At 64.8% G+C, this 22,869-nt stretch carries 18 protein-coding genes and 1 tRNA gene; 6 read left to right on the forward strand and 13 right to left on the reverse strand.

The window, feature by feature from the left end; all coding sequences use genetic code 11:
* Window positions 1-23 precede the first annotated feature (23 nt).
* Window positions 24-1,040, reverse strand: a complete 1,017-nt coding sequence (locus RAD16_RS04720) for an amino acid ABC transporter substrate-binding protein (RefSeq protein ID WP_458156708.1) — start codon at window positions 1,038-1,040, stop codon at window positions 24-26.
* Between the two features lie 394 nt (window positions 1,041-1,434).
* Here RAD16_RS04720 and metC point away from each other — a divergent pair, with 394 nt between their 5' ends.
* A complete protein-coding gene (gene metC, locus RAD16_RS04725; RefSeq protein WP_458156709.1) occupies window positions 1,435-2,619 on the forward strand; it encodes a cystathionine beta-lyase in 1,185 nt (394 codons plus the stop codon).
* Between the two features lie 156 nt (window positions 2,620-2,775).
* Window positions 2,776-4,464 carry a Na/Pi cotransporter family protein gene (locus tag RAD16_RS04730; RefSeq protein WP_458156710.1) on the forward strand — a complete coding sequence of 563 codons (1,689 nt, stop codon included), beginning with the start codon at window positions 2,776-2,778 and terminating at the stop codon, window positions 4,462-4,464.
* 4 nt (window positions 4,465-4,468) lie between these two features.
* Here RAD16_RS04730 and RAD16_RS04735 read toward each other — a convergent pair whose 3' ends face one another.
* The 8 genes from RAD16_RS04735 to RAD16_RS04770 form a co-directional block, all read right to left on the reverse strand.
* A complete protein-coding gene (locus tag RAD16_RS04735; RefSeq protein ID WP_458156711.1) occupies window positions 4,469-5,329 on the reverse strand; it encodes a DMT family transporter in 861 nt (286 codons plus the stop codon).
* 70 nt (window positions 5,330-5,399) lie between these two features.
* Entirely contained in the window at window positions 5,400-6,050 is a 651-nt protein-coding gene (locus RAD16_RS04740; protein ID WP_458156712.1) for a TetR/AcrR family transcriptional regulator, read from the reverse strand.
* A gap of 56 nt (window positions 6,051-6,106) precedes the next feature.
* The gene (locus RAD16_RS04745; protein ID WP_458156713.1) at window positions 6,107-6,445 is read right to left on the reverse strand and encodes a lipid-A-disaccharide synthase N-terminal domain-containing protein; all 339 of its coding nucleotides are present in this window, start codon (window positions 6,443-6,445) and stop codon (window positions 6,107-6,109) included.
* On the reverse strand, window positions 6,442-7,176 hold the full coding sequence (locus tag RAD16_RS04750) for a glycosyltransferase family 2 protein (RefSeq protein WP_458156714.1): 735 nt from the start codon (window positions 7,174-7,176) through the stop codon (window positions 6,442-6,444). The genes RAD16_RS04745 and RAD16_RS04750 overlap by 4 nt, the downstream gene beginning before the upstream one ends.
* Window positions 7,177-7,244: 68 nt before the next feature.
* Window positions 7,245-8,090 carry a phosphatase PAP2 family protein gene (locus RAD16_RS04755; RefSeq protein WP_458156715.1) on the reverse strand — a complete coding sequence of 282 codons (846 nt, stop codon included), beginning with the start codon at window positions 8,088-8,090 and terminating at the stop codon, window positions 7,245-7,247.
* A gap of 1 nt (window position 8,091) precedes the next feature.
* Entirely contained in the window at window positions 8,092-9,834 is a 1,743-nt protein-coding gene (locus RAD16_RS04760; RefSeq protein ID WP_458156716.1) for an ArnT family glycosyltransferase, read from the reverse strand.
* Window positions 9,835-9,884: 50 nt separating this feature from the next.
* Window positions 9,885-11,963, reverse strand: coding sequence for a penicillin-binding protein 1C (gene pbpC, locus RAD16_RS04765; RefSeq protein WP_458156717.1), 2,079 nt, complete (start codon window positions 11,961-11,963; stop codon window positions 9,885-9,887).
* Window positions 11,964-12,040: 77 nt separating this feature from the next.
* A complete protein-coding gene (locus RAD16_RS04770) occupies window positions 12,041-17,245 on the reverse strand; it encodes an alpha-2-macroglobulin family protein (RefSeq protein ID WP_458156718.1) in 5,205 nt (1,734 codons plus the stop codon).
* 405 nt (window positions 17,246-17,650) lie between these two features.
* Between RAD16_RS04770 and RAD16_RS04775 the strand changes: the two genes are divergently transcribed.
* Window positions 17,651-17,727 (forward strand) — tRNA-Arg (locus RAD16_RS04775).
* Between the two features lie 184 nt (window positions 17,728-17,911).
* Window positions 17,912-18,169 carry a hypothetical protein gene (locus RAD16_RS04780; RefSeq protein WP_458156719.1) on the forward strand — a complete coding sequence of 86 codons (258 nt, stop codon included), beginning with the start codon at window positions 17,912-17,914 and terminating at the stop codon, window positions 18,167-18,169.
* 434 nt (window positions 18,170-18,603) lie between these two features.
* Here RAD16_RS04780 and RAD16_RS04785 read toward each other — a convergent pair whose 3' ends face one another.
* The 3 genes from RAD16_RS04785 to RAD16_RS04795 form a co-directional block, all read right to left on the reverse strand.
* Complete coding sequence (locus RAD16_RS04785; RefSeq protein WP_458156720.1) at window positions 18,604-18,912, reverse strand: hypothetical protein; 309 nt, start codon at window positions 18,910-18,912, stop codon at window positions 18,604-18,606.
* A 647-nt stretch (window positions 18,913-19,559) separates the two neighbouring features.
* A complete protein-coding gene (locus tag RAD16_RS04790) occupies window positions 19,560-19,703 on the reverse strand; it encodes a hypothetical protein (RefSeq protein WP_458156721.1) in 144 nt (47 codons plus the stop codon).
* A 206-nt stretch (window positions 19,704-19,909) separates the two neighbouring features.
* Window positions 19,910-21,193 (reverse strand): hypothetical protein, encoded by a 1,284-nt coding sequence (locus RAD16_RS04795; protein WP_458156722.1) that lies wholly within the window; start codon window positions 21,191-21,193, stop codon window positions 19,910-19,912.
* Between the two features lie 123 nt (window positions 21,194-21,316).
* Between RAD16_RS04795 and RAD16_RS04800 the strand changes: the two genes are divergently transcribed.
* Window positions 21,317-21,544: a DUF2171 domain-containing protein gene (locus RAD16_RS04800; protein WP_458156723.1), complete on the forward strand. Its 228-nt coding sequence runs from the start codon at window positions 21,317-21,319 to the stop codon at window positions 21,542-21,544.
* Between the two features lie 138 nt (window positions 21,545-21,682).
* Here the strand turns inward: RAD16_RS04800 and RAD16_RS04805 are convergent, their stop codons facing one another.
* On the reverse strand, window positions 21,683-21,901 hold the full coding sequence (locus RAD16_RS04805; RefSeq protein WP_458156724.1) for a hypothetical protein: 219 nt from the start codon (window positions 21,899-21,901) through the stop codon (window positions 21,683-21,685).
* 720 nt (window positions 21,902-22,621) lie between these two features.
* Between RAD16_RS04805 and RAD16_RS04810 the strand changes: the two genes are divergently transcribed.
* A complete protein-coding gene (locus RAD16_RS04810) occupies window positions 22,622-22,783 on the forward strand; it encodes a hypothetical protein (protein ID WP_458156725.1) in 162 nt (53 codons plus the stop codon).
* Window positions 22,784-22,869: the final 86 nt, after the last annotated feature.

The raw sequence follows: 22,869 nt of genomic DNA on the forward strand, positions 1-22,869 counted from the left end.
CGCGAGCCGCGAATCAGGCGTGATCAGCGGATCGGCGGCGCGTACTGGAGACCGCCCTTGTTCCAGAGATTGTTGAGACCGCGGTTGATGGCGAGCGGCGAGCCGGCGCCGACGTTGCGGTCGAACACTTCGCCGTAATTGCCGACCGCCTTCACGATCCGGACGACCCAGTCCTTGGTGAGACCGAGCTGTTCGCCGAAATTACCGTCGGTGCCGAGCACGCGCTTCAGCTCCGGACCTTCCATCTTCGCCTTCTCGTCGACGTTCTTCGAGGTGATGCCGAGCTCCTCGGCGGTCACCATCGCAAACAGCGTCCACTTCACGATGTCGAACCACTGGTCGTCGCCATGGCGCACCATCGGGCCGAGCGGCTCCTTCGAGATGATCTCGGGCAGAACCATATGGTCGTTGGGATTGGCGAGCTTGAGGCGGTTGGCGTAGAGCCCCGATTGGTCGGTGGTGAAAACGTCGCAGCGGCCAGCCTCATAGGCCTTGACGGTTTCATCGTTGGTGCCGAACGCGATGACCTCGTACTTCATGTTGTTGGCCTTGAAGTAGTCGGCGAGGTTCTGCTCGGTGGTGGTGCCGGTCTGCACGCAGACCGAAGCGCTGTTGAGCTCGAGCGCCGAATTCACCTTGAGCGACTTCTTCACCATGAAGCCCTGCCCGTCATAATAGGTCACGCCGGTGAAATTGGCGCCGAGCGAGGTGTCGCGCGAGATGGTCCAGGTGGTGTTGCGCGAGAGGACGTCGATCTCGCCGGATTGCAGCGCCGTGAAGCGGTCCTTGGCCGAGGTCGGCACATACTTGACCTTGGTCGGGTCGTTGAAGATCGCAGCCGCAATCGCGCGGCAGACATCGACGTCGAGACCAGTCCAGTTGCCCTTGTCGTCGGGCGAGGAGAAGCCCGGCAAGCCCTGGCTGACGCCGCAGGACAGCGTGCCCCGATCCTTGATGGTCTTGAGCGTTTGCGCATCGGCGGCTTGGGCAGTCAGGCCGGCGGCGAGTGCAAGAGTGAGAGCCAGGGTTACGCGTTTCATGGGCTGGAGGCCTTTCAAGGTCGTCTCAAGGTCAGGAATGTTGTCTCAGGATCGCCTCTGCCGGGGCAAATCCTGTGCGGACCTGCCTTGCAAGAGTCATGCTGGAAACCTTGCCGAACACTCGCCCATCTCGAGAGGCCATACCCTAATCCCCGCCGCAGGCGCCCGCCGTTATGGCTGTGACGCAAGGTCCGGTCAGACGATGGATCGAAGGTCGCGGCTGCCCCTCAACATGCGGCGACTGAATAGCACCTGCGCATCTCAGAACGACTGGCGAGCCGGGTCAAGGGGTTGACGGGACTCTTCTGTGTTCTGTTATTAACGTCAGCGGCCTCCAGGCCGTCCCAGCCGTGCGATCCGCGCCCGGCGGAAACGCGCTTTTGAAAGCAGACGCATGGATTCCTCGCCCCCCGCACAGCAGCATGCCGATACCCGGCTGGTCACCTCCGGCCGCGACACCAAGGCGCAGAAGGGGTTCGTCAATCCACCGGTATTCCACGGCTCGACCGTGCTCTATCCGACCGCCGAGGACCTCCACGCCCATCGCGGCGAGTTCACCTATGGCCGCCACGGCTCCCCCACCACCAAGGCGTTCCAGGAGACGCTGATGGCACTGGAGGGGCCGCAATGCGCCGGCGTCGGCATCGTGCCCTCGGGACTGTCGGCGATCTCGACCACCCTGCTCTCGGTGCTGAAGACCGGCGACCACATCCTGGTCTGCGACAACGTCTACCGGCCCTCGCGCAATTTCTGCAACGGCATGCTCGCCCGCCTTGGCATCGAGACAACCTATTTCGATCCGATGATCGGCGCCGGCATCGACAAGCTGTTCAAGCCGAACACCCGCGCCGTGCTGGTCGAGGCGCCCGGTTCGCAATCGTTCGAGATGCCTGATATCCGCGCCATCGCCCACGTCGCGCATGCGCGTGACGCGCTCGTCATAGACGATAACACCTGGGCGACGCCTCTCTATCACCGCTCGCTCGATCAGGGCGTCGACATCAGCATGCAGGCCGCCACCAAATATATCGGCGGTCATTCCGACATCATGTTCGGCACCATCTCGGCCAACGCCAAGACCTGGCCGCAGATCTCGGAAGGCATCCGCCTGCTCGGCGTCTGCGCCGGTCCTGATGACGTCTTCCTCGCACTGCGCGGCCTGCGCACGCTGTCGGTGCGCCTCGCGCAGCATCACCGTTCCGGCCTCGATATGGCGCGTTGGCTTGCGGCGAGAGCCGAGGTCGCGCGCGTGCTGCATCCGGGGCTGGAGACCGATCCGGGCCACGCGATCTGGAAACGCGACTTCACCGGCGCCTCGGGCCTGTTCAGCATCGTGCTGAAGCCGGCCCCGCAGAAGGCCGTCGACACCATGCTCAACACGCTCAAGCTATTCGGCATGGGCTTTTCCTGGGGCGGCTTCGAGAGCCTCGCGATTCCCTTCGACTGCAACGACTATCGCACCGCGACCAGGTGGGCGCCGGGCGGCCCGACTCTGCGTCTGCACATCGGGCTCGAGCGCACCGACGATCTCAAGGCCGATCTCGATCGCGGCTTCGCTGCCCTCAAAGCGGCAATGTGAGCCTGCTCACAAGGCAACGCGCCTGCGGACGCGCCAAGACGCGCCGCGGGAACGAGCAACCGACGCAAACGTTAACGGCGATGCGCCAACAAATGGTTTGAACCTCAAGCATTTGGCGCTAGCCTCACCAATTGACTCCAAATCCGGACACGGAGCATGGGAACGTTGGTTCTGCTCGATCTGATGGGCGGCGTTGCGCTGCTGCTGTGGGGCCTGCACATGGTCCACAGCGGGATTCTGCGCGCCTTTGGTCCTGACCTGCGGCGGCTGCTCGGCAAGGCGCTCGGCAATCGCTTCAACGCGTTCGCCGCCGGCCTCGGGCTCACCGCGCTGCTCCAGAGCAGCACCGCGACCGCGCTGATCACCAGCTCGTTCGCTGCCGAAGGCCTCGTCAGCCTCGCCGCGGCGCTCGCCATCATGCTCGGCGCCAATGTCGGCACGACGCTGATCGTGCAGGTGCTGTCGTTCAACATCGCCGCCGTGGCGCCCGTGCTGTTCGTGCTCGGGCTCGTCGCCTTCCGTTCGGGCCCGCGCTCGCGCATCAAGGACATCGGCCGCGTCTTCATCGGCCTCGGCCTGATGCTGCTGTCGCTGCACATCCTGCTCGACACGCTGGCGCCGGCCGAGAACGCGCCCGGCATGCGGGTCATGATGTCGGCGATCACCGGCGATCCGGTCCTCTGCATCGTCATCGCCGCGCTCGTCACCTGGGCGGTGCATTCCAGCGTCGCCAGCGTGCTGTTGATCATGTCGCTGGCCTATTCGCAGTTCATCACGCCCTATGCTGCGATGGCTCTGGTGCTGGGCGCCAATCTCGGCAGCGCCATCAATCCCGTGTTCGAAGGGGCCAAGCGCGACGATCCCGCGAGCTATCGCCTGCCGGTCGGCAATCTCGTCAACCGCGTGATCGGGATTGCTCTCGTCCTGCCGTTCCTGAACGTCATCGCCGCGCACATGCACGCCTGGCAGCCCGATCTTGCGAAAATGACGGCAGCCTTTCACATCGCCTTCAACGCCGGCACAGCCGTCGTCTTCATCGGTCTGCTCGACACCATGTCGCGGGTGTTGACGCGCCTGCTGCCCGATCGCATCCGGGACGCCGACCCGGCCCAGCCGCGCTATCTCGACGAGACCGCGCTGGAGACGCCGTCACTGGCGCTCGCCGACGCGGCCCGCGAGACACTGCGCATGGGCGATTTCGTCGAAACCATGCTGCGCAAGGTGATGGCGGCGATGATGACGGGCGACCGTGCACTGGTCGATCAGGTCTCGGAGATGGACAACGCCGTCGACGGTCTCGACGAAGCGATCAAGCTCTACGTGACCAAGCTGACCCGCGGCAGCCTCGACGAGAGCGAGGGCCGGCGCGCGATGGAGATCATCTCCTTCGCCATCAACCTCGAGCATATCGGGGACATCATCGACAAGAATCTGAGCGAGCTCGCCACCAAGAAGATCAAGCGTCGCTTCCAGTTCTCGGCCGAGGGCGCCGAGGAGCTCGCCGCCTTCCACAAGCGTACGATGGATTCGCTGCGCATCGCCTTCGGTGTCTTCATGTCCGGCGATGCCAACGAGGCACGCAAGCTGCTGGCGGAGAAGACCGCGCTGCGCAACACCGAGCTTGCCGCGGTCGAGCGCCATCTCGATCGCCTGCGTGAGGGCCGGCCCGAGACCATCGAGACCACCTCGCTGCATCTCGACGTGCTGCGCGACCTGCGCCGCATCCACTCGCATATCTGCTCGGTCGCCTATCCCGTGCTGGATGCGGCAGGCCAACCCTATCGCAGGACCGAGGCGGAAGCCGCCGCCCTGCCCGCCTCCGGTGCCACGGCGCTGCCGCGCTAGGCGATCAAGCCGGCCGCGTGCGCGGCTTGACCTGCGTGAGGGCGACACCGGAGATCGCAAGCAGCCCGCCGACGATCAGTTTTGGCGTCATGCGCTCACCCAGGAACAACACACTCGACATCAGCGCAAACACCGGGAGCAGCAGCCCGAAAGGGGCGACGCGGCCCATCGAGCAGCGGGCAATCAGCCAGAACCACAGGCTGAACCCGACAATGCCGCCGATGAAGATCGTGTAGGCCAGCGCCAGCCAGCCACGTCCATCTGCGGTGACGAGGCTCGTCATCTGGCCGTATTCAAGCAGCAACGACATCACCAAGACTTGCGGCACCGTCAGCAGCGACGACCAGCCCATCAGCATCAGGGGATCGAAAGGACCGTAGCGCTTGGTCAGGACGTTGGAGACCGCAAACGCGAAAGCCGCTCCGACCACGAGCAGCAGCGGCAACGCGTCTCCCGATAGCCCAGGCCCCGCAGCCAGCACGACGACGCCGACGAACGCAAGCACCACGCCGCCTGTGGTGACGAGAGACGGCCTCTCCGCGAGCAGCGGCCAGGCCAACAGCACGGTGAAGGGCGGGGCGAGTTGATATGCGATGGCCGACATGCTTCCCGAGCCGAGTCCAAGGCCAACATAGAACAGCCCGAAGTTCAGTCCCCCAAGGAAAACGGAAATAGCGGTGACAGGACCGAACTGTTGGCGTGTCGGCCTCTTGACCAACGGAACAAGCAGCAGCGCGATAGCCAGGAAGCGCAGTGCGAGGAAGAAGAGCGGCGGAAACTCCCCGACGCCCACTTTGATGACCACGAATTGATAGCCCCAGAGCAATGGAACGACCACCGCGCAGACAATCTGAATGGCGGACATGGCACCATTCTTTTCAAGACCATTCGGTCTAGATATAGGCGTGCGAACAGCGGAAAGGTCCATAGTTTATCTACCTGATGAAGCGGTCGAGAAGAGCGTCAACGGTGGCTTGCGAAATGATCCGTGTCGGTGCCGTCTTACCGACCACCCGCAGGCCCTCGACGAAACAGACGAGAATTCGGGCGGCACTCGAAGGCTCGACACCATCGGCCAGTTGGCCCGCTGCCTTCGCACGGGAAAATGCATCCGCCACCCGAGCCTCCATGGCTTCGAAAAAGCTCCCGACGCGGCGATCAACGTCGACATCACGGCCAGCCAGTTCCATGGCTGTGGCTACCAGCAAGCATCCGCGCCGACCATTGGCACCGCTGTTGCGGTCAACGTAGCCGGCAAGGTAGGCCCTTAGGCCCTCGACCGGCTCTCTGCGGTGGTCGAGTTCGGAATCCATCCGTGTCAAGGCAATGGCGATGTAGCGATCGAGCGCACGCAAGAACAGCGAGTGCTTGTCACCAAAAGCGGCGTAAAGGCTGCCACGCGAGAGCTTCGTCGCACGAAGAAGGTCCGGTAGCGCCGTGGCGTGATAGCCGCGCGACCAGAACACATCCATCGCACGCTCGACCACGGCCTCGACGTCGAAACCTCGGGGCCGCCCACGCGGCAACTGCACTTGAGATTGCTGGCGCATGAGCGATATATGAACCAACCGGTCTTGAAATAACAAGAGCGCGCTCTGGTTCCTTTTTCACGATTCTGGGAGGAGTTGCGGCCGATCCTGGATCAGCGATCCAGCGTCTTCGACGCGCGGCCGCGGTTCTTGACGATCAGCATGATGTTGCGGACATAGATGATGGTCGCGAGCGCCTGTCCGAGAATGATCACCGGCTCGCGCTTCACGACGCCATAAACCAGCGTCATCAGCCCGCCACCCATCGAGCAGAACCAGAACGCCATCGGCACCACGCTGTTGCCGGCGCGCTCGCTCGCAATCCACTGCACCAGGAATCGCGCCGTGAAGAACAGTTGCGCGACGAGGCCGAACGCCAGCCAGAAATCGAACTTGGCGACGAAGACGTCGTAGAGATAGTCGCTCAGCGCCTGACCGTAATGAATGATCATGCCTGCACCTCAGTCACATCTGGCGTGGGCTTCTTGCGGCGGATCAGCCACCACACGCCGCCGAGATCCATGATCCCGATCCAAAGCCGGTCGAAGAAGCCATAGTTCGATACGCCGGAGTGGCGCGGCCGGTCGATCACGTCGACATAGGCGATCTCATAGCCTTCCCGGCGCACCAGCGCCGGCAGGAAGCGATGCAGACCGTCGAAATAAGGCATCATCAGGAACACTTCGCGTCGGAATGCCTTCAATCCGCAACCGGTGTCGCGCGTTCCGTCCTTCAGGATCGCGTTGCGAACCTTGTTCGCGACGCGCGACTGGAATTTCTTGAAGCCGGTGTCCTTGCGGCCGACCCGCTGGCCGGCGGCAAGCCCGACGCGCGCACTCTTCTCGACCGCCGCGATCAGGTCGGGCAGGAAGGCGGGATTGTTCTGGCCGTCGCCATCGAGCGTCGCCACGATCGAGCCGCGGGCCGCGCGCACGCCGCTGCGGACCGCCGCCGACTGGCCGCCGGACTTTGCATGCCGCAGCTGCCGCAGATTGTCCCGCTGCGCCATGATGGCGGCGAGCCGCTCGCCGGTCGCATCGGTCGAGCCGTCGTTGACATAGATGATCTCATAGACCCAGCGGCCATCGAGCGCGGCCGTGATCTCCTCGATCAAAGGCGCAATGTTGCCGGCTTCGTTGCGCACGGGAACGACGATGGAAACCGAAGGCTGGGACGACGACAAATCGAGGCTCGTGGTTGGAATGGGCCTGCCCCCTTTAGGGAACCGGCGGCCCCGGCAGGCAGCCGCTTTTATGGGGCCGACGCCCCGCGGGCAACCCTTTTGAGACGCCCCCCGTCCGGTCCCGGAAGCGGCACAATGCTGCCGTCGGCACGGATGGCGAAAGCCAGCCTCCGCGCGGCGAACCAGTAGCGGACCGCCATGGCGCCGACTATGCCGATCAGGGCGCCGGCCGCGACATCGCTCGGATGATGCGCGAGCAGCACCAGGCGCGTCAGCAGTATCACAATCGCATAGGTGAACATGAAAACGCGCAGCCGCGGCCACAGCGCCGAGACCGCGAATGCCAACGCGAACGCCGTGATGGCATGGCCTGACGGCAGGCTCGCATAGGCTCCGGTCCCCTCGAACGGGATGAAGTTGAACGGATCGGCCTTGCCGCCGACGAAGGGCCGGCCCCGGCCGATGAGGTATTTCAGGATCTCGCCGACGAAGACGGACAACGCAACAGACAGAAACATGAATTGCAGCCGCGTGCCGAGGCCCAGCAGCAATGCACGGCGGGTGCCGTGAAGTCCCGCCGCAACGAGCGCCACGACGACCAGCGCTATCCCCAGCGCCGAGAGCACATACTCGTCCTTGCCGAAATCGGTGAGGATGCGGATCGGCCACAGCGCGGGCGTACCGCGCGTCGGCATCAAAAGGATCTCGGTCCGGTCGAACGCGAGCATCAGCACGATGATCAGGGCTGCGCCCGCAGCGCTCAGCCACAGCGAATGCCGCGCCAGCTTTCGCGCGGCCTCGGCGCGGCGCGAATGCGACGGCGTCCGCACGAGCTGTGCCAGCGCGTGCCCCGACACGGTGAGTAGTTGCGCGGGATAGCTAGGCCTCGGCGCGATGCTGGTGGACGCCGGCATCTTACTCGGTGCCTTCCGAACGGAAGATCGAGATCGAGATCGCGCGCCCTTGCGAGAAATTGTAGCCGTCGATGCGCGCGCCGACCTTGTAGCGCAGCCCGATCGCCTCGGCACGCTGCACGAAGCTGCGCTCCGAGCGCTGCTCGATCAGCGCGAAGCGGCAGCTGCCCTGCCGCAGGAAATCCGCCGCACCCGAGCCGTCGGTGAGCAGCGTCTGCGTGCCGGTCAGGAACACCAGGCTCGGCTCGTGATAGCCGGCGGCCGCCGCCTTCGGCCCGACACAGGTGACGTTGCGCAGCGCGCGTGCGACCTCGATGCTCGGAAACAGTGGCGTCAGCGACGGCAGCACGATGCCGTAGACCGCGATGGCCAGCATCAGGGCTGCGACCAGCGCGTTCAGCAACGAGCGCTCGGCGCGGTTGGTGTCGAACAGCCACCAGGCGAACAGGCCGAAGATCAGCGCGGCCGCGATGAACGGCCAGGCCACGAAGGCCGGCTGCCGCGTCAGCATCACCGCGCCGACCACGGCGATGATCGAGGCCGCCGCGGGAATCGCGAACCACCAGGCCGAGCCGCGCGCGAGCCACGAGCGCGACAGCACGTTCCGCTCCAGCGCGCCCACGGTCAGGATCGCGATCGCCGGATAGAGCGGCAGCACGTAATGCGGCAGCTTGGTCAGCACCGCCTCGAACACGATCCAGGACGGAATCAGCCAGGCCAGCAGGAACTGTGCGCCGGGCTCGCGCCGCGCCCGCCACACCGCAGGCGCCGCCATCGCAGCAAGCGGCGCGCCCGGCCAGAACGTGATCCAGAACAGCGCCAGATACAGCCCGGGCGGCGCGCCATGGGATTCCTGCGCGCCGATCTTGCTCAACATGTCGCCGCCGACGGAATCGGCGAAGAAGGCATCGCCGGCGCGCCAGAAGATGGCGACGAACCAGGGCAGCACCAGCACCAGCATCCACATCAGGCCCCAGAGCGGACGCAGCTTCCACAGCCAGGAGGAATCGCGGTCCTGGATCGCGAGCGCGACGATGGTCAGGCCTGCGAACATCAGGATCAGCGGGCCCTTGATCAGGATGCCCACGGCGAGCGCGGTCCAGAAGATCGCGGGCCAGGTCCAGGGTGGATGCGTCTCGTCCTCGGCGCGCTGCCAGGACAGATAGGCCTGCGCCATCGCGCCCATCGCGGCCGTCACGCAGAACAGCAGCATCGCGTCGGTCTTGGCGAGCCGCGCCTCGACGCCGAGCAGCACCGAGGCACACATCAGCAACGCCGCCAGCACCGCGGCGCGCCGCGTGACGAATCCGAGCGCGGCCCAATAGGTCATCAGCACGGCGCCGATGGCCCCGATCAGCGACGGCAGCCGGTAGACCCATATGCGCAACTCGGCCTTCGGCAGCCGCAGCGCAGTCGCAGCTTCAACCGCGGCGGATTGCAACCAGTAGATGCCGACCGGCTTCTTGTAACGGACGTCTTCCTGGAAGCGGATGTCGACAAAGTCCCCACTCTCGACCATCTGCTTGGTTGCCTGGGCGAACCGCGCCTCGTCGCGGTCGACGGGCGGGATGGTGAAGAAGCCCGGCAGGAACAGCAGCAGCGCGCACAGCAACAGGAAGGCGACCGCGCGGGCGTGGCTGGCCGTGGCGAAGTCGAGCATGGTCACGAGCCGGCTGCCCGGATTTACGGGCGATTTCGGCTCGCGGGGCGCTCCAAAACGCGGTGTTGGGTAGGTCTCGGCCATTGGTTCCGCTTACGCTGAAACCGCCATCGCCACAACCGCTTAAGCCAAGGTCATTGAATTCGAATGACGACTGTGTCCGCGGCGCCCGTGGCATCGATCACGGTGAGCCGTGCAAAGCCCGGGCCGGGCGGATCAATCAACCGCTGGCGGCGCCCGTCGATCTCGCCGCGTGCCGTTCCGTTAACCATCACGGTCATGGGGAGAACCCCGCCGGCGACCTTCACCGGCATGGCGGCGCTCTCTGCCCTGCCCGAGCGATCGACGTCGATCCTCGAGCCATTGAGCGGGAACTGGATGTGCAGCGCCTGCTCGCCCCCGGCCCGCACCAGTTCCCCGACCGGGCGGAACCGCTTCAGCGGCAACGGCAGCTTGGCGTTGCTGGCGACCAGGGTTCCCTTGGGCGGCTTCGGCAGCGGCGCCAGCGTCTTGCCGGTTCGGGCGAAGGCATCGAACAGGATGGGCGCGGCGGCGATGCGGCCGATCAGCCCGGGAACCGGCGCGCCGTCGGGCCGGCCGACCCAGACGCCGATGGTCATGCGGCCGTCGAATCCGACCGACCAGGCGTCGCGATAGCCGTAGGAGGTGCCGGTCTTGAAGGCGATGCGGTTGTGCGCGGCATTCTCCGGCGGCGGCGTGCCGAGCAGCACATTGCCGACCTGCCAGGCAGCGACCTGATCCAGCAGCCGCAGCGGCTCGCGATCATCCTTGGCATCATCCTTGGCCGCCATGATTTCGCGCAGCGGCCTAGTGGTGCCGAGCCGTGCGAAGCCCGTGTAGAGCTGGGCGAGGTCCTGCAGCGTCACGCCGACGCCGCCGAGGCCCATCGCGAGCCCCGGTGCCTCGTCTTTGGGCAGAATGAGATTGCCGCCGGCCTGCCGCAGCCGAGACGCCAGCCGGCTCGAGCCGACGCGGTCGAGCAGCACGATCGCCGGCACGTTCAGCGACAATTGCAGCGCCTTCTTCACCGGCACCGTGCCCTGGAAGGTCATGTCGAAATTTTCCGGCGCATAGGAGCCGAAGCGCACCGGGCGGTCGTCGATCAGGCTGTCGGGATGAACGAAGCCGTCCTCGAAGGCGAGCCCGTAGATGAACGGCTTGAGCGTCGAGCCCGGCGAACGGATGGCGCGGGTCATGTCGACCTGCCCTGCCCGGCTCTCGTCGAAATAATCCGCCGAGCCGACGCGCGCGAGCACGTCGCCGCTCTCATTGTCGACCACGATGATGCCGACCGAAATGTTAGGCCCGAGCGCAATGGCGCGGTCGCGCGCCAAGGGCTCCAGCACCTTCTGCAGATTGGCATCCAGCGTCAGCTTGATGATTGGCGTGTCCTTGACGGTCGACAGCGCGGTGTCGGAGGCGTGCGGCGCCAGGATCGGCATCGGCTTGCGCAGCTTCGGCACGGGAACGGCCTTGGCCTGTTTCGCATCGTCGAGGCTGACCACATGCTCCTCGACCATGCGGTCGAGCACGCGATCGCGCGCCTTTTGTGCGGCTTCCGGAAAGCGATCGAGCCGGCGCGTCTCCGGCGATTGCGGCAGCGCGACCAGCAAGGCGGCCTCGGCCAGCGACAGCCGCTTCGGCTCCTTGCCGAGATAGGCGATCGAAGCCGCGCGGATGCCTTCGAGATTGCCGCCGTAAGGTGCGAGCGCGAGGTAGAGGTTGAGGATCTCGTCCTTGCTGAGCGTCCGCTCCAGCTCGATCGCGCGCACGATCTGGTGCAGTTTGGCGTAGAGCGAGCGCTGCCGCCGCGGCTCCATCAGCCGCGCAAGCTGCATCGAGATGGTCGAACCGCCGGACACGATGTGGCCGCGCGTGCCGAGCTGCAGCGCGGCACGGCCGAGCGCGAATGGGTCGATACCGTCATGGGCATAGAAGCGTTGGTCCTCATAGGCGAACAGCAGCTTCAGGTAAGTCGGATCGACGTTTGCTTTTGCGTCCACCGGCAAACGCCAGCGCCCGTCGGCCATGGCGTAGGCGCGCAGCAGCTTGCCGTTGCGGTCGACGACCGTGGTCGAGACGCGGCGCGCCTCGTCGAGCGGCAGCGGGCCGAGCGAGTAGACCCAGCCGACGAAACCAATGATGGCGAGGATGAACACGAGCGCGAGGGCGGAAAGAAAGCGAAAAGCCATCCGCTCTCTTCGCCCGTCATGGCCGGGCTTGACCCGGCCAATCACGCTATCGTTCAGCGCCACGGTCATCTCACTGCTCACTTCGCCGCCCGCACATCGACATTGCCCGTGCCGGTCCGGCCGTAGCGCGAGGGATTGTACATGTCCTCGACATAGGCCTGCGGCAGCACGTATTTGCCGGGCGAGACCGCGCGCACGATATAGGCGACGGTGAAGACCGCCTTGGAATCCGAGGTTCGGTCGACAGCCGCGGTGAAGCGGTCGTCGCGGAACTCGGTATCCTCGGGCTCCTCGCCGTCCTCGATCCAGTCCAGGGTACCGCTGTCACCGGACGAGACCAGCTTTGGATTGTCGATCTCCAGGCCCGCGGGCAGATAGTCGGACACCATGATGTGGCCATACTCGGGCTTGGCTTCCGTAACCTTCAACACCACGGCGAAGCGATCGTTCTGCTTGACCTTGCTGATGTCGGCGGGCTTGCCGTCGAGCGTGAAGTAATTGCGCTCGATCTTGAAGCCGTTGGACGCGGCCGGCTCCGGCGTCACCGGCGAGCCCGACACCGAGACCACCGCCTGCACCGGCGCATCGCCGGTGTTGGTGATCTTCAGCGGCTTGCCCTCCAGCGTCGCAGCCTTGTAGCTGCGATAGAGCGCGGTCTTGACCGGCTGGCCGTCAACCTCGATCGAGAGGTTCTCCTTGGCGAGCGCCCGCGCCGCCAGCACCAGCCACGCATTCTCCTGCGTGGAGGTATAGGGCGTGAGCCCGCGCGCGACTTCCACCCGCGACACCGCCTGCGTCAGCGTCGCCTTCGGCGCATTGCCTTCGCTGGCGAGCGAGACGAGCGCCGCCGCATCGCGGAGCTGCGAGCCGTAGTCGGTACGGCCGAACTCCAGCACCGGCTTGGGCGCCAGGCTATCGAGCGCGGCGCCATAGACGCGTTCGGCACGGTTGCGGTCGCCGACCAGCGCCAGCGCGGCGGCAAGCTGCGACTTCGCAATCGGGGTTGCTAGGTTGTTCAGCTTGGTGTCCGCGAGATAGCGGAGATCGCCGATCGGCGCCGCGCCGTTACGTGCGAGCACATAGAGGCCGTAGGCGAGATCGCGGCCGCCGTCCTTCTCCGGCTCGTTGCCGTTGACGACGGAGTTGCGGACACGATCGAGCGCATTCTTGAACAGCACGTCCGGCACCGCAAAGCCCTTTTCGCGGGCGCGGGTCAGGAAGTCCGTCACGTACGCGTCAAGCCAGGCGTCGTCGCCGCCCGCGGACCAGAGGCCGAACGAGCCATTGGAGCCCTGACGGGCCAAAAGCCGCTCGATGGCGTCGCGGATGCGCTGGTCGACCTCGGTGTCCATGGCGAGATGTGCCCCGGCCGCGAGGTCGTTGACGTAGAGCAGCGGCATGGCGCGGCTCGTAATCTGTTCCGAGCAGCCATAGGGGTAGCGGTCGAGCGCTTTCAGGATCGTCGCCGCGTCGAGCGCGGTCGACAGGCTCGCCGAGACCGAGACGCTGCCGGTGCCCGGCACGAGGTCGGAGAACATGTCCGAGGTCAGCGTCAGGCTCTCGCCCTTCGCCAGCGTCCGGATCGAGCGCCGCGCCAGCACCTGCGTTGCCGCCTTGACGTCGAGCGCATAGTGCCGCGCCAGCGTCAGGCCGTTCGGTCCCTTGATGTCGACGTCGAGCGTCGCCTGCCCTGCCGCGGTCGCATCGATCGCGAGCGAGAACGCGTTGCGCTGCTTGGCGGCAAGCTTGACCGTGGTGGCGGGATTGCCGGTCATCTTCACCGGGCCGCCCGTCTTCACGTTGATGACGTAGTCGCCGGCCCGGCCCTCGACATTGTCGATCTCGAGATTGACCGTGCCGTGGTCGCCATTGAGCAGGAAGCGCGGCAGCGTCGTGGTCAGCACCACTGGGTCGCGGATCACGACATCGGTGTTGGCGCGGCCAAGCTTGGTCGCGGTCCACGCCACCGCCATCACGCGCGCGGTGCCGGCGAACTCCGGAATGTCGAAGCTGACCTCGGCGCTACCGTCGGCGCCGACGGTGACGATACCCGAATAGAGCGCCAGCGGCTTCTGCGCGGGCGGCGAGCCCTGCAGCTCGGCAGCTCCAGCGTCGCCGCCTGACTTGATCTGGCCGCGCGTGCCCGACATGCCGTCGATCAGTTGCCCATAGAGATCGCGGATCTCCGCGCTCAGGCGGCGCTGGCCGAGATAATAATCATCCGGCGCCGGCGGCTTGTAATTGGTGAGGTTGAGGATGCCGACATCGACCGCTGATATGACCACCTTGGCGTCCTCGCCCGGATTGAGCCCCTCGAGCTTGACCGGGATCTTCAGCATCCCGTTGGGCCGGATCAGCGCCGGCGGCGTCAGCTTCACCTGCAGCGTGCGGGTCTGCTTGTCGATGCCGAACCATTTCAGGCCGATCGCCCGGCCCGGCATGCGCTGGGCGGCTGCGTCGAGCGGACGGCGCAAGGTCGCCACCACGTAGGCGCCGGTGCCCCAATCCTTGCCGACCGGCAGCTTCACCTGCGCGGTGCCTTCCTTGACGTCGATGGTCTGCGTCGTCAGCAGGCGGTCGCCGAGCACGTTGATGGTGAGCTTGCCGGCAGAGCGGACATTGACGGATACCGTCATGGTGTCGCCGGAGGCGTATTGCGGCTTGTCGATCGAGGTCTCCAGCAGGTCCGGCGTGTCGGCGCTGCCGTCGGAATACCAGCCGACGTCGAACTGCACCGAGGTAACCGGGCCGTCAGCATCGTTCGACTTCACATCCAGCCGGTAGCGGCCGGGCTGCGGGCTGAGCGAGATGCGGGTCGGCTTGTCGGCAGCGATGGTGACGTCGCCGTCGGCGACGCGCGAGGTCGACTTGACCGGCTCGTATTCCCAGTAATTGTTCTGGCGATACCACTGGTAGCGCGATTCCATTTTCAGCAGCTCGTAGCGCAGGCCGTCGCGGCGCAGCGTCTGGCCCTCGGGCGAGACGAACACGACATCGAACTCGGCCTTGTCGCCCTCGGCGACGTTCTTGTCGGCGAACAGCGGCTTGACGCCGATCAGGGCGGTCGCAGGCGCAACCGGCAGCACGAGCTTGCGCTCGACGGCACGTCCCCCCGTCTCGACCATGCGGACGAAGATCTGCGCCTCCTGCGGACGCGTCGAGGCCGGCTGCTTGTCGAGCGTCACCGGGAAGGTGGCGACGCCATTGGCGTCGGCCTCAGGCAGGTTCTCCAGCGGCGTGCGCTCGTTCGAGGTGGTCTCCTCGTCGGCGACGCCGAACTGATATCCGGCAAAGCCCGGGCGCCCGGTCGCGGGCGCGATCAGCATGTCGCCCTCGAGCTGCAGGCCCGAGGCCGGCGCGCCGTAGAGGAAATGGCCGTCGGCCTTAAGCTCCACAGGAACGTTAGCTTTGATGAGCTTGTCCTTGGCGGACAAGTCGAATTCGATCCGATCAGGAACGTAGTCCTCGACCATAAAGGTGGTCTCGCCGACCGACGAGCCCTTCGGGTCGGTGAAGGCGCGCACCCGCCACGTGCCGGTCGGCACCGCCGAGTTGAGCGGCACGGACAACGTGCGGCCGCCGGCGCCCTGGTCGGCGAGCACGGCGCGTCGGTATTCGACGCCATCAGGGCGCTCGACCACCAGCGTCATCGGCCCGCCGTTGACGGCATTGCCCTGCCCGTCACGCAGCAGCGCGGTGAGATAGACGGTCTCGCTGGAGCGGTAGACGCCGCGCTCCGCATAGACGAACGCGTCGGCGCCGGCGGGCACGGCCCGGCCCGCGACGCCACGGTCGGACAGGTCGAAGGCCGAGGTCTTCAGGCTCAGGAAGGCATAGTCGGCCTTCTCGCCCGTGACCGTCAGCATCGCCGGCGACAGGCCACCCTCGCCGCGCGCAAGACCGGCCTCGAACAGCACATGGCCGGACTCGCCGGTCTTGCGGGTCGCCAGGATCTCGTTGTTGCGAGCAACCAGCCGCACCTCGGCCTTGCCGACCGGATCGGTCGAGGCCAGCGAGTTCACGAAGACATGGATGCCGTCATTGCCGGAATAGGCGGAGACGCCGAGATCGGAGACGATGAACCATTGCGTGGCGAGCTGGTAGTCGTCGTCGGAGCCCGGCCCCTTGGCCGCGGCGGTCATCACGTAGACGCCCGGCTGAAGCTCGCCGAGCGCCTGGTCGACCGGGAATGCCGTGGTGACGTCCTGGTTCAGCGTCATCGCGGTGGCGAGCTCGCCGGTCCAGACCTTCACGCCGCGCTCGCCGCCGAGGTCACTGAGCTGGTATTTCGACAGCGTCTTCTGGAAATCGCTGTCCACCACCGTGTTGATCAGATTGCGGTCGCCGATCCTGTAAACGTTGATGTTGACCGCGGGCGTGTTGACGCTGACCACGGGAATGCCGCGCTGGCCGGTCCTGGGCAGCACATAGGCGCGGCTGGTGAAACGCACGAACGGCTTGCGGTCGCGCACATAGACGTTGAACTCGGCCGATTTCGGCAGCCCTTCCTTCACCGTGGACGGCAGGCCGGCGCGCAGATTGATGTTGTAGCGCTCACCATGCTTCAGCCCGTCGACGCAGAGCTGCTTGCCCTCGGCCGACAGCGCCGGCTTGTCCTGCCCCGCCAAAGCCAGGAAAGGCGCGAAATCGGTGCGCTTGGCCAGTTCCTCCGAGAACTGGAAGCAGGCGCGCGGGCTCGCCGAATCCGAGTCCACGGTATAGTCGAGCAGCCGGAAGCCGTGCTCGTCGCGCATCTTTTCATACTGGCCGCGAACGTCGGCGACCTCGCGCATATCCAGCGATAGCCGCAGCGCATCCAGCGCCGGCCGCCACAGCTTTCGCTCGGCCAGCGATTTGCCGAGCACGGCGAGGGCGTCGGCCTCCTCGCCCGGGTTGCCGGCCCGCTGATAGGCGATGTAGGCGGCGGTCGAGGCGCGCTCCAGCAGGAACGTCTGCTCGGTCGAGCTCTTCGGGGAGATCTGGAAGATCACCTTGGCGAGCCGGAGCCAGTTGCCGGTGTCCTCCGGCGTGGTCGCCGCGATCTGGCCGAGCACCGACAGCCCGGTGCGGTAGTCGTTGCGGCGGAAGGCGGCGTCGGCGTCGGTGCGCAGCGTCGCGCTGGTCTTGGCGACCGGCCCCGCCTCGCTCTTGATCTGCGCCTCCAGCTTGATCGCGGAATCGGCGAGATCGTCGCGCTTGAAGGCCTTGTCTGCCGCTTGCGCGGCCGAAAGGCCGAACGCCAGCGTAGCGCAGATTGTGACGGCGCGAACAAGACCGATCATGGATGGACTCCCGGAAATCGCGGACGAACGCCGCTTGTCGCATGAAATGCGCGGAAAGGTGACGGACTCATGGCGATGGAACCAAAGGTGCAAATCGTCGCATTCGCCATGACAAGGCAAGCCCGGAGGAGACCGATCGAAATGCCGCCGCGCACGCCGTCCTGATGGCGCAGCCACATCTGACCAGTCGACCGGCGGCAATGTCCCGGAAGCTGACCAGCGTTCCCGGCGATGTGAACCATCGTCCAGTCCGCTGCCGCTCAACCCGGCACCCTGACACCCCACCGTTCCGCTTTGTCGCTTTGGGTGCGAAAACGGTTCGGTTCAGACTTGGCGAAAGACCAGATTTTTCATATTGGCATGGTAGATTGACGGCCAGCCTCCCGGACCGGGCGGCTTAAGGACGGTCCCATAGCTCAACTGGATAGAGTAGCGGATTTCTACTCCGCGGGTTGCAGGTTCGAGTCCTGCTGGGATCGCCAGTTTTTCCCTCGCGACATCAAGAGCTTGGCGACGCACCGCCTTCGTTCGACAAGCCGAGCCATGCTGCGCGACGCAGCAAGCCAGTTGCAGTGAATTCAGCGCGTTACACGGCATTACAAATCGCTCCACGCAACACGCCCGCAACACGTCGTTTCACCTTCCGTTCGCGATCGGAGCAGACCGATGACCGCGCTTATTGGGCTTGTCTTTGGCATGTTCATCGGCATCGCATGTCGCGAATTGTGGGCTTGCTGCCGGCGGTGGTGGCGCCGTCCAACGAGCGCGTCAACGCAGTTCGTGGCCCTGTTGAAAGGCAGCCGCGGCCACCCGGAGTTCGGCAGCGGCCTCCGCTATGCGATCAAGCGCGGCTGGCTCTGGATGCACGAAAGCGGCGCCTATCTGAAGCTGATGCCTCCGGGACAGGACATCCCCTCGTCCTAGACGCGTACGGTTATGTCCGCTTCGCTCCAATACCAACCGCCGTTGTGCGCCGCGGCTAATGGCGTGATGGGCCACAAGGGGAACTGCGAGAACTAGGTCGAGAGCACGGTCAGCGCCACCGCAGAACGCGACGGACAAGCCTGTGAAAGGCACACCCGTTGCGATCAGGGGTCTATGTTGGGGACCCATTCCTCCGCGGTTGGATCCCAGTGATGCGTGTCGTCGAAATGCTTCCAGAGTGGCTTCCTTTCGCCATCCTGTCGGTTTTCCGGTGTGCCTATGACAAGCGCCACGGCTGTCATTACCCATTCGCGAGCACTATGTCGCGAGTTCAATTTGACTGCTGCGAGCATTGGAGCCTCCGTCAACTAAACCGTTCTTCACGTTAGTCCGCGCCGCGAGCGAACGTGAGCAAAGCTTCGGCGCCGTTCCCGTTAGTCCTCAAGGGCAGCGGTCGGCGGCCTTGGGTGTGGATCCGCAGGCGGTTCGAAAAGCCCGTCCACCTTCCATTGAGGAGGAGCAGATCGAAGCGGACAGCCTGTTGGCGCGCGGGCGATCTTCGTTTTGCTCGGCAATCCATTTTCAACCGTCGTTTCCGTCGCAAGATGAAATGGGCCAGGAATAGAAGCCGCAATACCCGCAACAATAGATCCTTCCAACGATGTCAGTGCAATCGCGATTGCCGTGACAGACATGACGACCGGCACATCGATCACGGGGCGCTTGAAGAAATTCTTCGTCATGAGCTGAGCCCTCACAACCGAAATGAAGTTGTATCTGGCGGCCGCTTCAATTCCGTGCGCAGCAAACGAGCGTCGGAATGTGCAGTTGGCTGACTTGTTTGTCGGCACAAAAAAGAACAGGGCCAGTTACCTAAAGATTTAGTGTAGCAGCCTTCTGTTTCCGCAAAACTTCGTCAAACAACTCAAGGTCGCTCCTGCGTGCATAAAAATCCAACTACAGCGCGAAATAACGACCACTAGATGCGCGCTTGGTGGATGCAACGCTGACCGAGATGTGTGCCGAAGTATCTTACCACGCCCTCAGTCACTCTGGCGCTAAGGTGCCAGTCATCGCTCTCGCGTTGCGGACGCCACTCGCCTTGCGGTTTTCCTTCACGAGGCATAGCTCGCCATCCCCAACGGGAGCCCCAACTGGATGCCGATCGCGCGGCCGAGCTGGCTCTCGACGAAGTCCCTCGAGGCGTCGGAGATTGGAGCGTGCGGATCAACTTGGCGCGTCGGGCGAGCTCGTCGTAATTCATTCCCGGTTCTTTTGGCGCGAGGCCCAACTTGATCTTCGTGGCCGACGGCTAATCAGCAATCAACTGCCTTTCACGAACGCGTGGGTCCCCTCGCCCCGCCCTTTGCACCGCGCAAACGAGCCCTATCTAAGCGCGGGACGAATTGCGCCCGGCAAGGACTTCGATGCAGCGATCCGAGTGGACGAGAATGGCTATCGCATCTGCGGTGGCGATCGTCGCAATGTCATACTTGGCGATCGACGCAGGCGTCGTGAACACCAGCGTGGTCACAAAGCACATCGAGATCGCGCGGGCCTCCATTGCGGACGCGGCGACCAGCCAGCATCAACTCGCCTTCGCCGTTCATGTGGACGCGGAAAAGCCAGCAGAAGCCGCATTTGGAAGAATGCCTGGCGATCGATTGATTCAGCCGGCGATAGGTCGGCCGACGGGTCAACCCTCCCGCCGGGATCACGAACTCTGCCAAAGCCGGGTTTTCATATGTCGCATAGCCCCGAGTGACTCGACATCCACCACTTGGTGATGGCCGCAGCCAGATCATTCCATAACTCGGTCGGCAGATCCGGGACCGCTACCCGGACGCTGTACTCATCCGTGGTCGCGTTGTGAAACCACTCGGTCGCAGCGAAGTCGAAGCCGAAGCTGCCGGCGTGACGGATGGGGAATCCGGTCTGGCCGAGATCGCGGCTCATCCGGTCGGCGGCTTGCCGCGCACTCGCCTCGTCGAGAGGCCGGCGGCTGCGGAGCGTGATATAGAGTCCGTGGGTGAAGTGGAGCTCGGCTGAGAGCGAACCGAGCTCACGCGCGAAAAGTCGGGCTGCATGGCGGCCGTTGCGCAGTATGGCCGCGACGCGTTGCCGAGTGAGAGCCCAATAGGCCGCCGTCCCCACGAACGGGGGAAAATGTGCCGGCAGCGCTGCACCGCCAAGAAGCCGCACGGCATCGCGCATCTCCGCTGCGAGGGACTCGGTCATCGCCCGCCCGGCCTCCGCCCCCTCCTCGCGCCAGCCGACGAACACCGCGGAGCCGAGCCTGCCGTATTCCGCGCCGAGCGAATCCAGCTTGGTGTGGCTTCGCACCATCACGAGGGGGATTCCGCTTCGTCTTGCCCAGTACAGGACCCGCCGGATGCGCCCCGACCTGCCCGCAAAGCACGTCGTGTCGAAGATCAGGAGATCAAGCGCCGAACCGTCGCAGCGCAGGGCCGCCTCGAACGCGCCGGCGGAGATACATGAATCCAGCAGGAGAACGCGCCGCGCACCGGCACCAGCGAAAAGGTCCCCCGGCAGTTGCAAGGTGACAAGGCGCAAATCCGGGATGAAGCGCTCGATCAGCTCCAGCGTCTCGCCATAGGAGCCCGGCAGGACCAGGATGTCGGCGTTACCGAGCATCCGGGTGACAGCAAGCAGCAGCGCCGAAATCGCGGCCATGCCGGAGGCGGTATAGACGGTCTCCGTGGTGCAGCTATGCTCGCGTTCATAGAACGAGGGACCGTCAACCTTCAGATCCGCGCGCTGATAATCGTAGCTGAACGCGAACGGACCGCTGGTGGGAGCGGCCGTGGCCGACCAGGAGGTCTCCGTCGCCTTCCAGTCCTGCAGGGCATGCTCGGCACGCAGTGCGGCGGTGAGCTGGAATTTCGTCTTGATGACCTCGTCCACCGAGCTTGGACACGGCACCTGCCACGGGTTGCTCAGGCAGCTGTTCAGCAACCCGAGCTCAGCGTGCTTCCGCTTCAGATAGGCCTTGATGGTCTCCATATCGCGCTTGCTGGCTGCAACGCTCCTTCAACGTGCGGCGCGCCTGGGAGGTCCAAACATCGGCGCGCTGCGCCGTGCAACGAAGACGCGTCTGCGCCGTTGAGCCTCCGCAAGGAGGACATCATGTCTGACATCAGGGAACACATGAAAATCATCGGCAAGGACGGCGCGCATGTCGGCACCGTCGACCGCATCGAGGGCAACCGCATCAAGCTGACCAAGAAGGACAGCCCCGAAGGCCACAAGGATCATCACCACTACATCGACACCAAATATGTCGGTTCGGTCGAGGGCGATATCGTCAAGCTCTCGGTCAATGCCGACGCCGTCCCGAAGACGGAAGCCGCGTGACATGTGACACAACTAGCCCCTTCGGGGGCTTTTCATTTGTTCACGATCCGACTCCGCTTCGTTCGCAAGGCACGAATCGCAACCGCGGAAACCAGCGCGGCGCATTTCTTAATGCTGCGTTTCATTCGACCGAATCGTTCATGCATTCAGCGTCACGAGCACAGGCCGCAAGCGGTACGCATCGATCGCGGCATTCGACAGCAAGAGTCTGCGGCGTTCTCCGCGCAGCATCATGCGGTCGATCCTGCCGAGGATGAAGCGGGCGGACTCCCTGTGCTCGCCCGCGAGCAGGCCGGATCGCTCGAGGTATTTCCAGGCGATCTCGAAAGACTGCGCGCGTAGTTCGGGGTCTGTCATGGGCGGCCAACGTCGGCGCGGATCGAATGTTCCTCTGTCAGAACCGCACCGGCTGACGCGCAGCGCGATGCACAGCGACGCGTGGCGTGACAAAATGCGAGAGCGTCGTGGAACGAGACTACGGCTCGCGCATTGGATGATTTGAAATCTGTGGTGGTGCCGACCTGCCAGCCCCGGTCGGCTTCGAAGGGCCCCATGCTTGTCCCCCGAGCACGGGGCTTTCTCATGCGGACCGGCAAGCGTGCGAAGCACCGCTGGCTGAATCCGTTAGTCCGACTGCTCCTCGCGCCGATCGCGGGCGAGCTGATGCCAGGCCAGAGCCAGCTGGATGAGTCGCTGCCGGTCGGGACCTTCGGATGCCGCGGCGCGCTTCATTGCCGCCTCGGCCTCATGCTGTGGGTCGTACTTGATACACATGAGGCTGACACTATCCGCTCGATCTCGACAAGCAGATGGCAATTTCATCCGTATGAATGCGGGGTCGTTTCGGCACCCTTCGGACGCCGCGTTTGCGGGTCGATTTCGGTTAATACGGATCGCCTGAACCTCGACGCAAGCACGGAGCGTGCATTTGTTTTCCAGACGCCTACGGGGCGCCGGTGCCAGGCCGTTTTTCCTTCAGGCGCATCTGTGAAGTGGGTCACAGCCGATCCGCCGCGCCTGCGCTAAACAGCATTCCCAACCGCTCGCATCGCCGCGAGAGGGCATGGGTGGCCTGTCATGACACAAGAAGCAGCAGCCGAAGCGCGCGTCCCGACGCAACCAAGCAGGCCCGACTCGTTTGGCATCACCTTTGTCGCGACCATCGCCGTGGTGATGCTGGCCTGGATCGCGGGCCTGGTCTGGGCCGCCATGGCGTTCTTCAACTGGCTCGTCGCCTGAGGCGCGACGCAATCGATCGATCGGCCCGCCGCAACGCAAAAGAGGCGGGCTTGCACCCGCCTCCTCGTTTCAGATCTTGTATTCTC

The sequence above is a fragment of the Bradyrhizobium sp. 18BD genome (assembly GCF_054185225.1).

Excerpts from the sequence above, each read along its gene's own strand:
- RAD16_RS04810 (WP_458156725.1), top strand. The coding sequence starts at position 22,622 with ATGACACAAGAAGCAGCAGCCGAAGCGCGCGTCCCGACGCAACCAAGC.
- RAD16_RS04785 (WP_458156720.1), bottom strand. The coding sequence starts at position 18,912 with ATGACGAAGAATTTCTTCAAGCGCCCCGTGATCGATGTGCCGGTCGTC.
- RAD16_RS04805 (WP_458156724.1), bottom strand. The coding sequence starts at position 21,901 with ATGACAGACCCCGAACTACGCGCGCAGTCTTTCGAGATCGCCTGGAAA.
- RAD16_RS04780 (WP_458156719.1), top strand. The coding sequence starts at position 17,912 with ATGACCGCGCTTATTGGGCTTGTCTTTGGCATGTTCATCGGCATCGCA.
- pbpC (WP_458156717.1), bottom strand. The coding sequence starts at position 11,963 with ATGGCTTTTCGCTTTCTTTCCGCCCTCGCGCTCGTGTTCATCCTCGCC.
- RAD16_RS04730 (WP_458156710.1), top strand. The coding sequence starts at position 2,776 with ATGGGAACGTTGGTTCTGCTCGATCTGATGGGCGGCGTTGCGCTGCTG.
- RAD16_RS04735 (WP_458156711.1), bottom strand. The coding sequence starts at position 5,329 with ATGTCCGCCATTCAGATTGTCTGCGCGGTGGTCGTTCCATTGCTCTGG.
- RAD16_RS04770 (WP_458156718.1), bottom strand. The coding sequence starts at position 17,245 with ATGATCGGTCTTGTTCGCGCCGTCACAATCTGCGCTACGCTGGCGTTC.
- RAD16_RS04795 (WP_458156722.1), bottom strand. The coding sequence starts at position 21,193 with ATGGAGACCATCAAGGCCTATCTGAAGCGGAAGCACGCTGAGCTCGGG.
- RAD16_RS04755 (WP_458156715.1), bottom strand. The coding sequence starts at position 8,090 with ATGCCGGCGTCCACCAGCATCGCGCCGAGGCCTAGCTATCCCGCGCAA.
- RAD16_RS04720 (WP_458156708.1), bottom strand. The coding sequence starts at position 1,040 with ATGAAACGCGTAACCCTGGCTCTCACTCTTGCACTCGCCGCCGGCCTG.
- RAD16_RS04760 (WP_458156716.1), bottom strand. The coding sequence starts at position 9,834 with ATGGCCGAGACCTACCCAACACCGCGTTTTGGAGCGCCCCGCGAGCCG.
- metC (WP_458156709.1), top strand. The coding sequence starts at position 1,435 with ATGGATTCCTCGCCCCCCGCACAGCAGCATGCCGATACCCGGCTGGTC.
- RAD16_RS04745 (WP_458156713.1), bottom strand. The coding sequence starts at position 6,445 with ATGATCATTCATTACGGTCAGGCGCTGAGCGACTATCTCTACGACGTC.
- RAD16_RS04800 (WP_458156723.1), top strand. The coding sequence starts at position 21,317 with ATGTCTGACATCAGGGAACACATGAAAATCATCGGCAAGGACGGCGCG.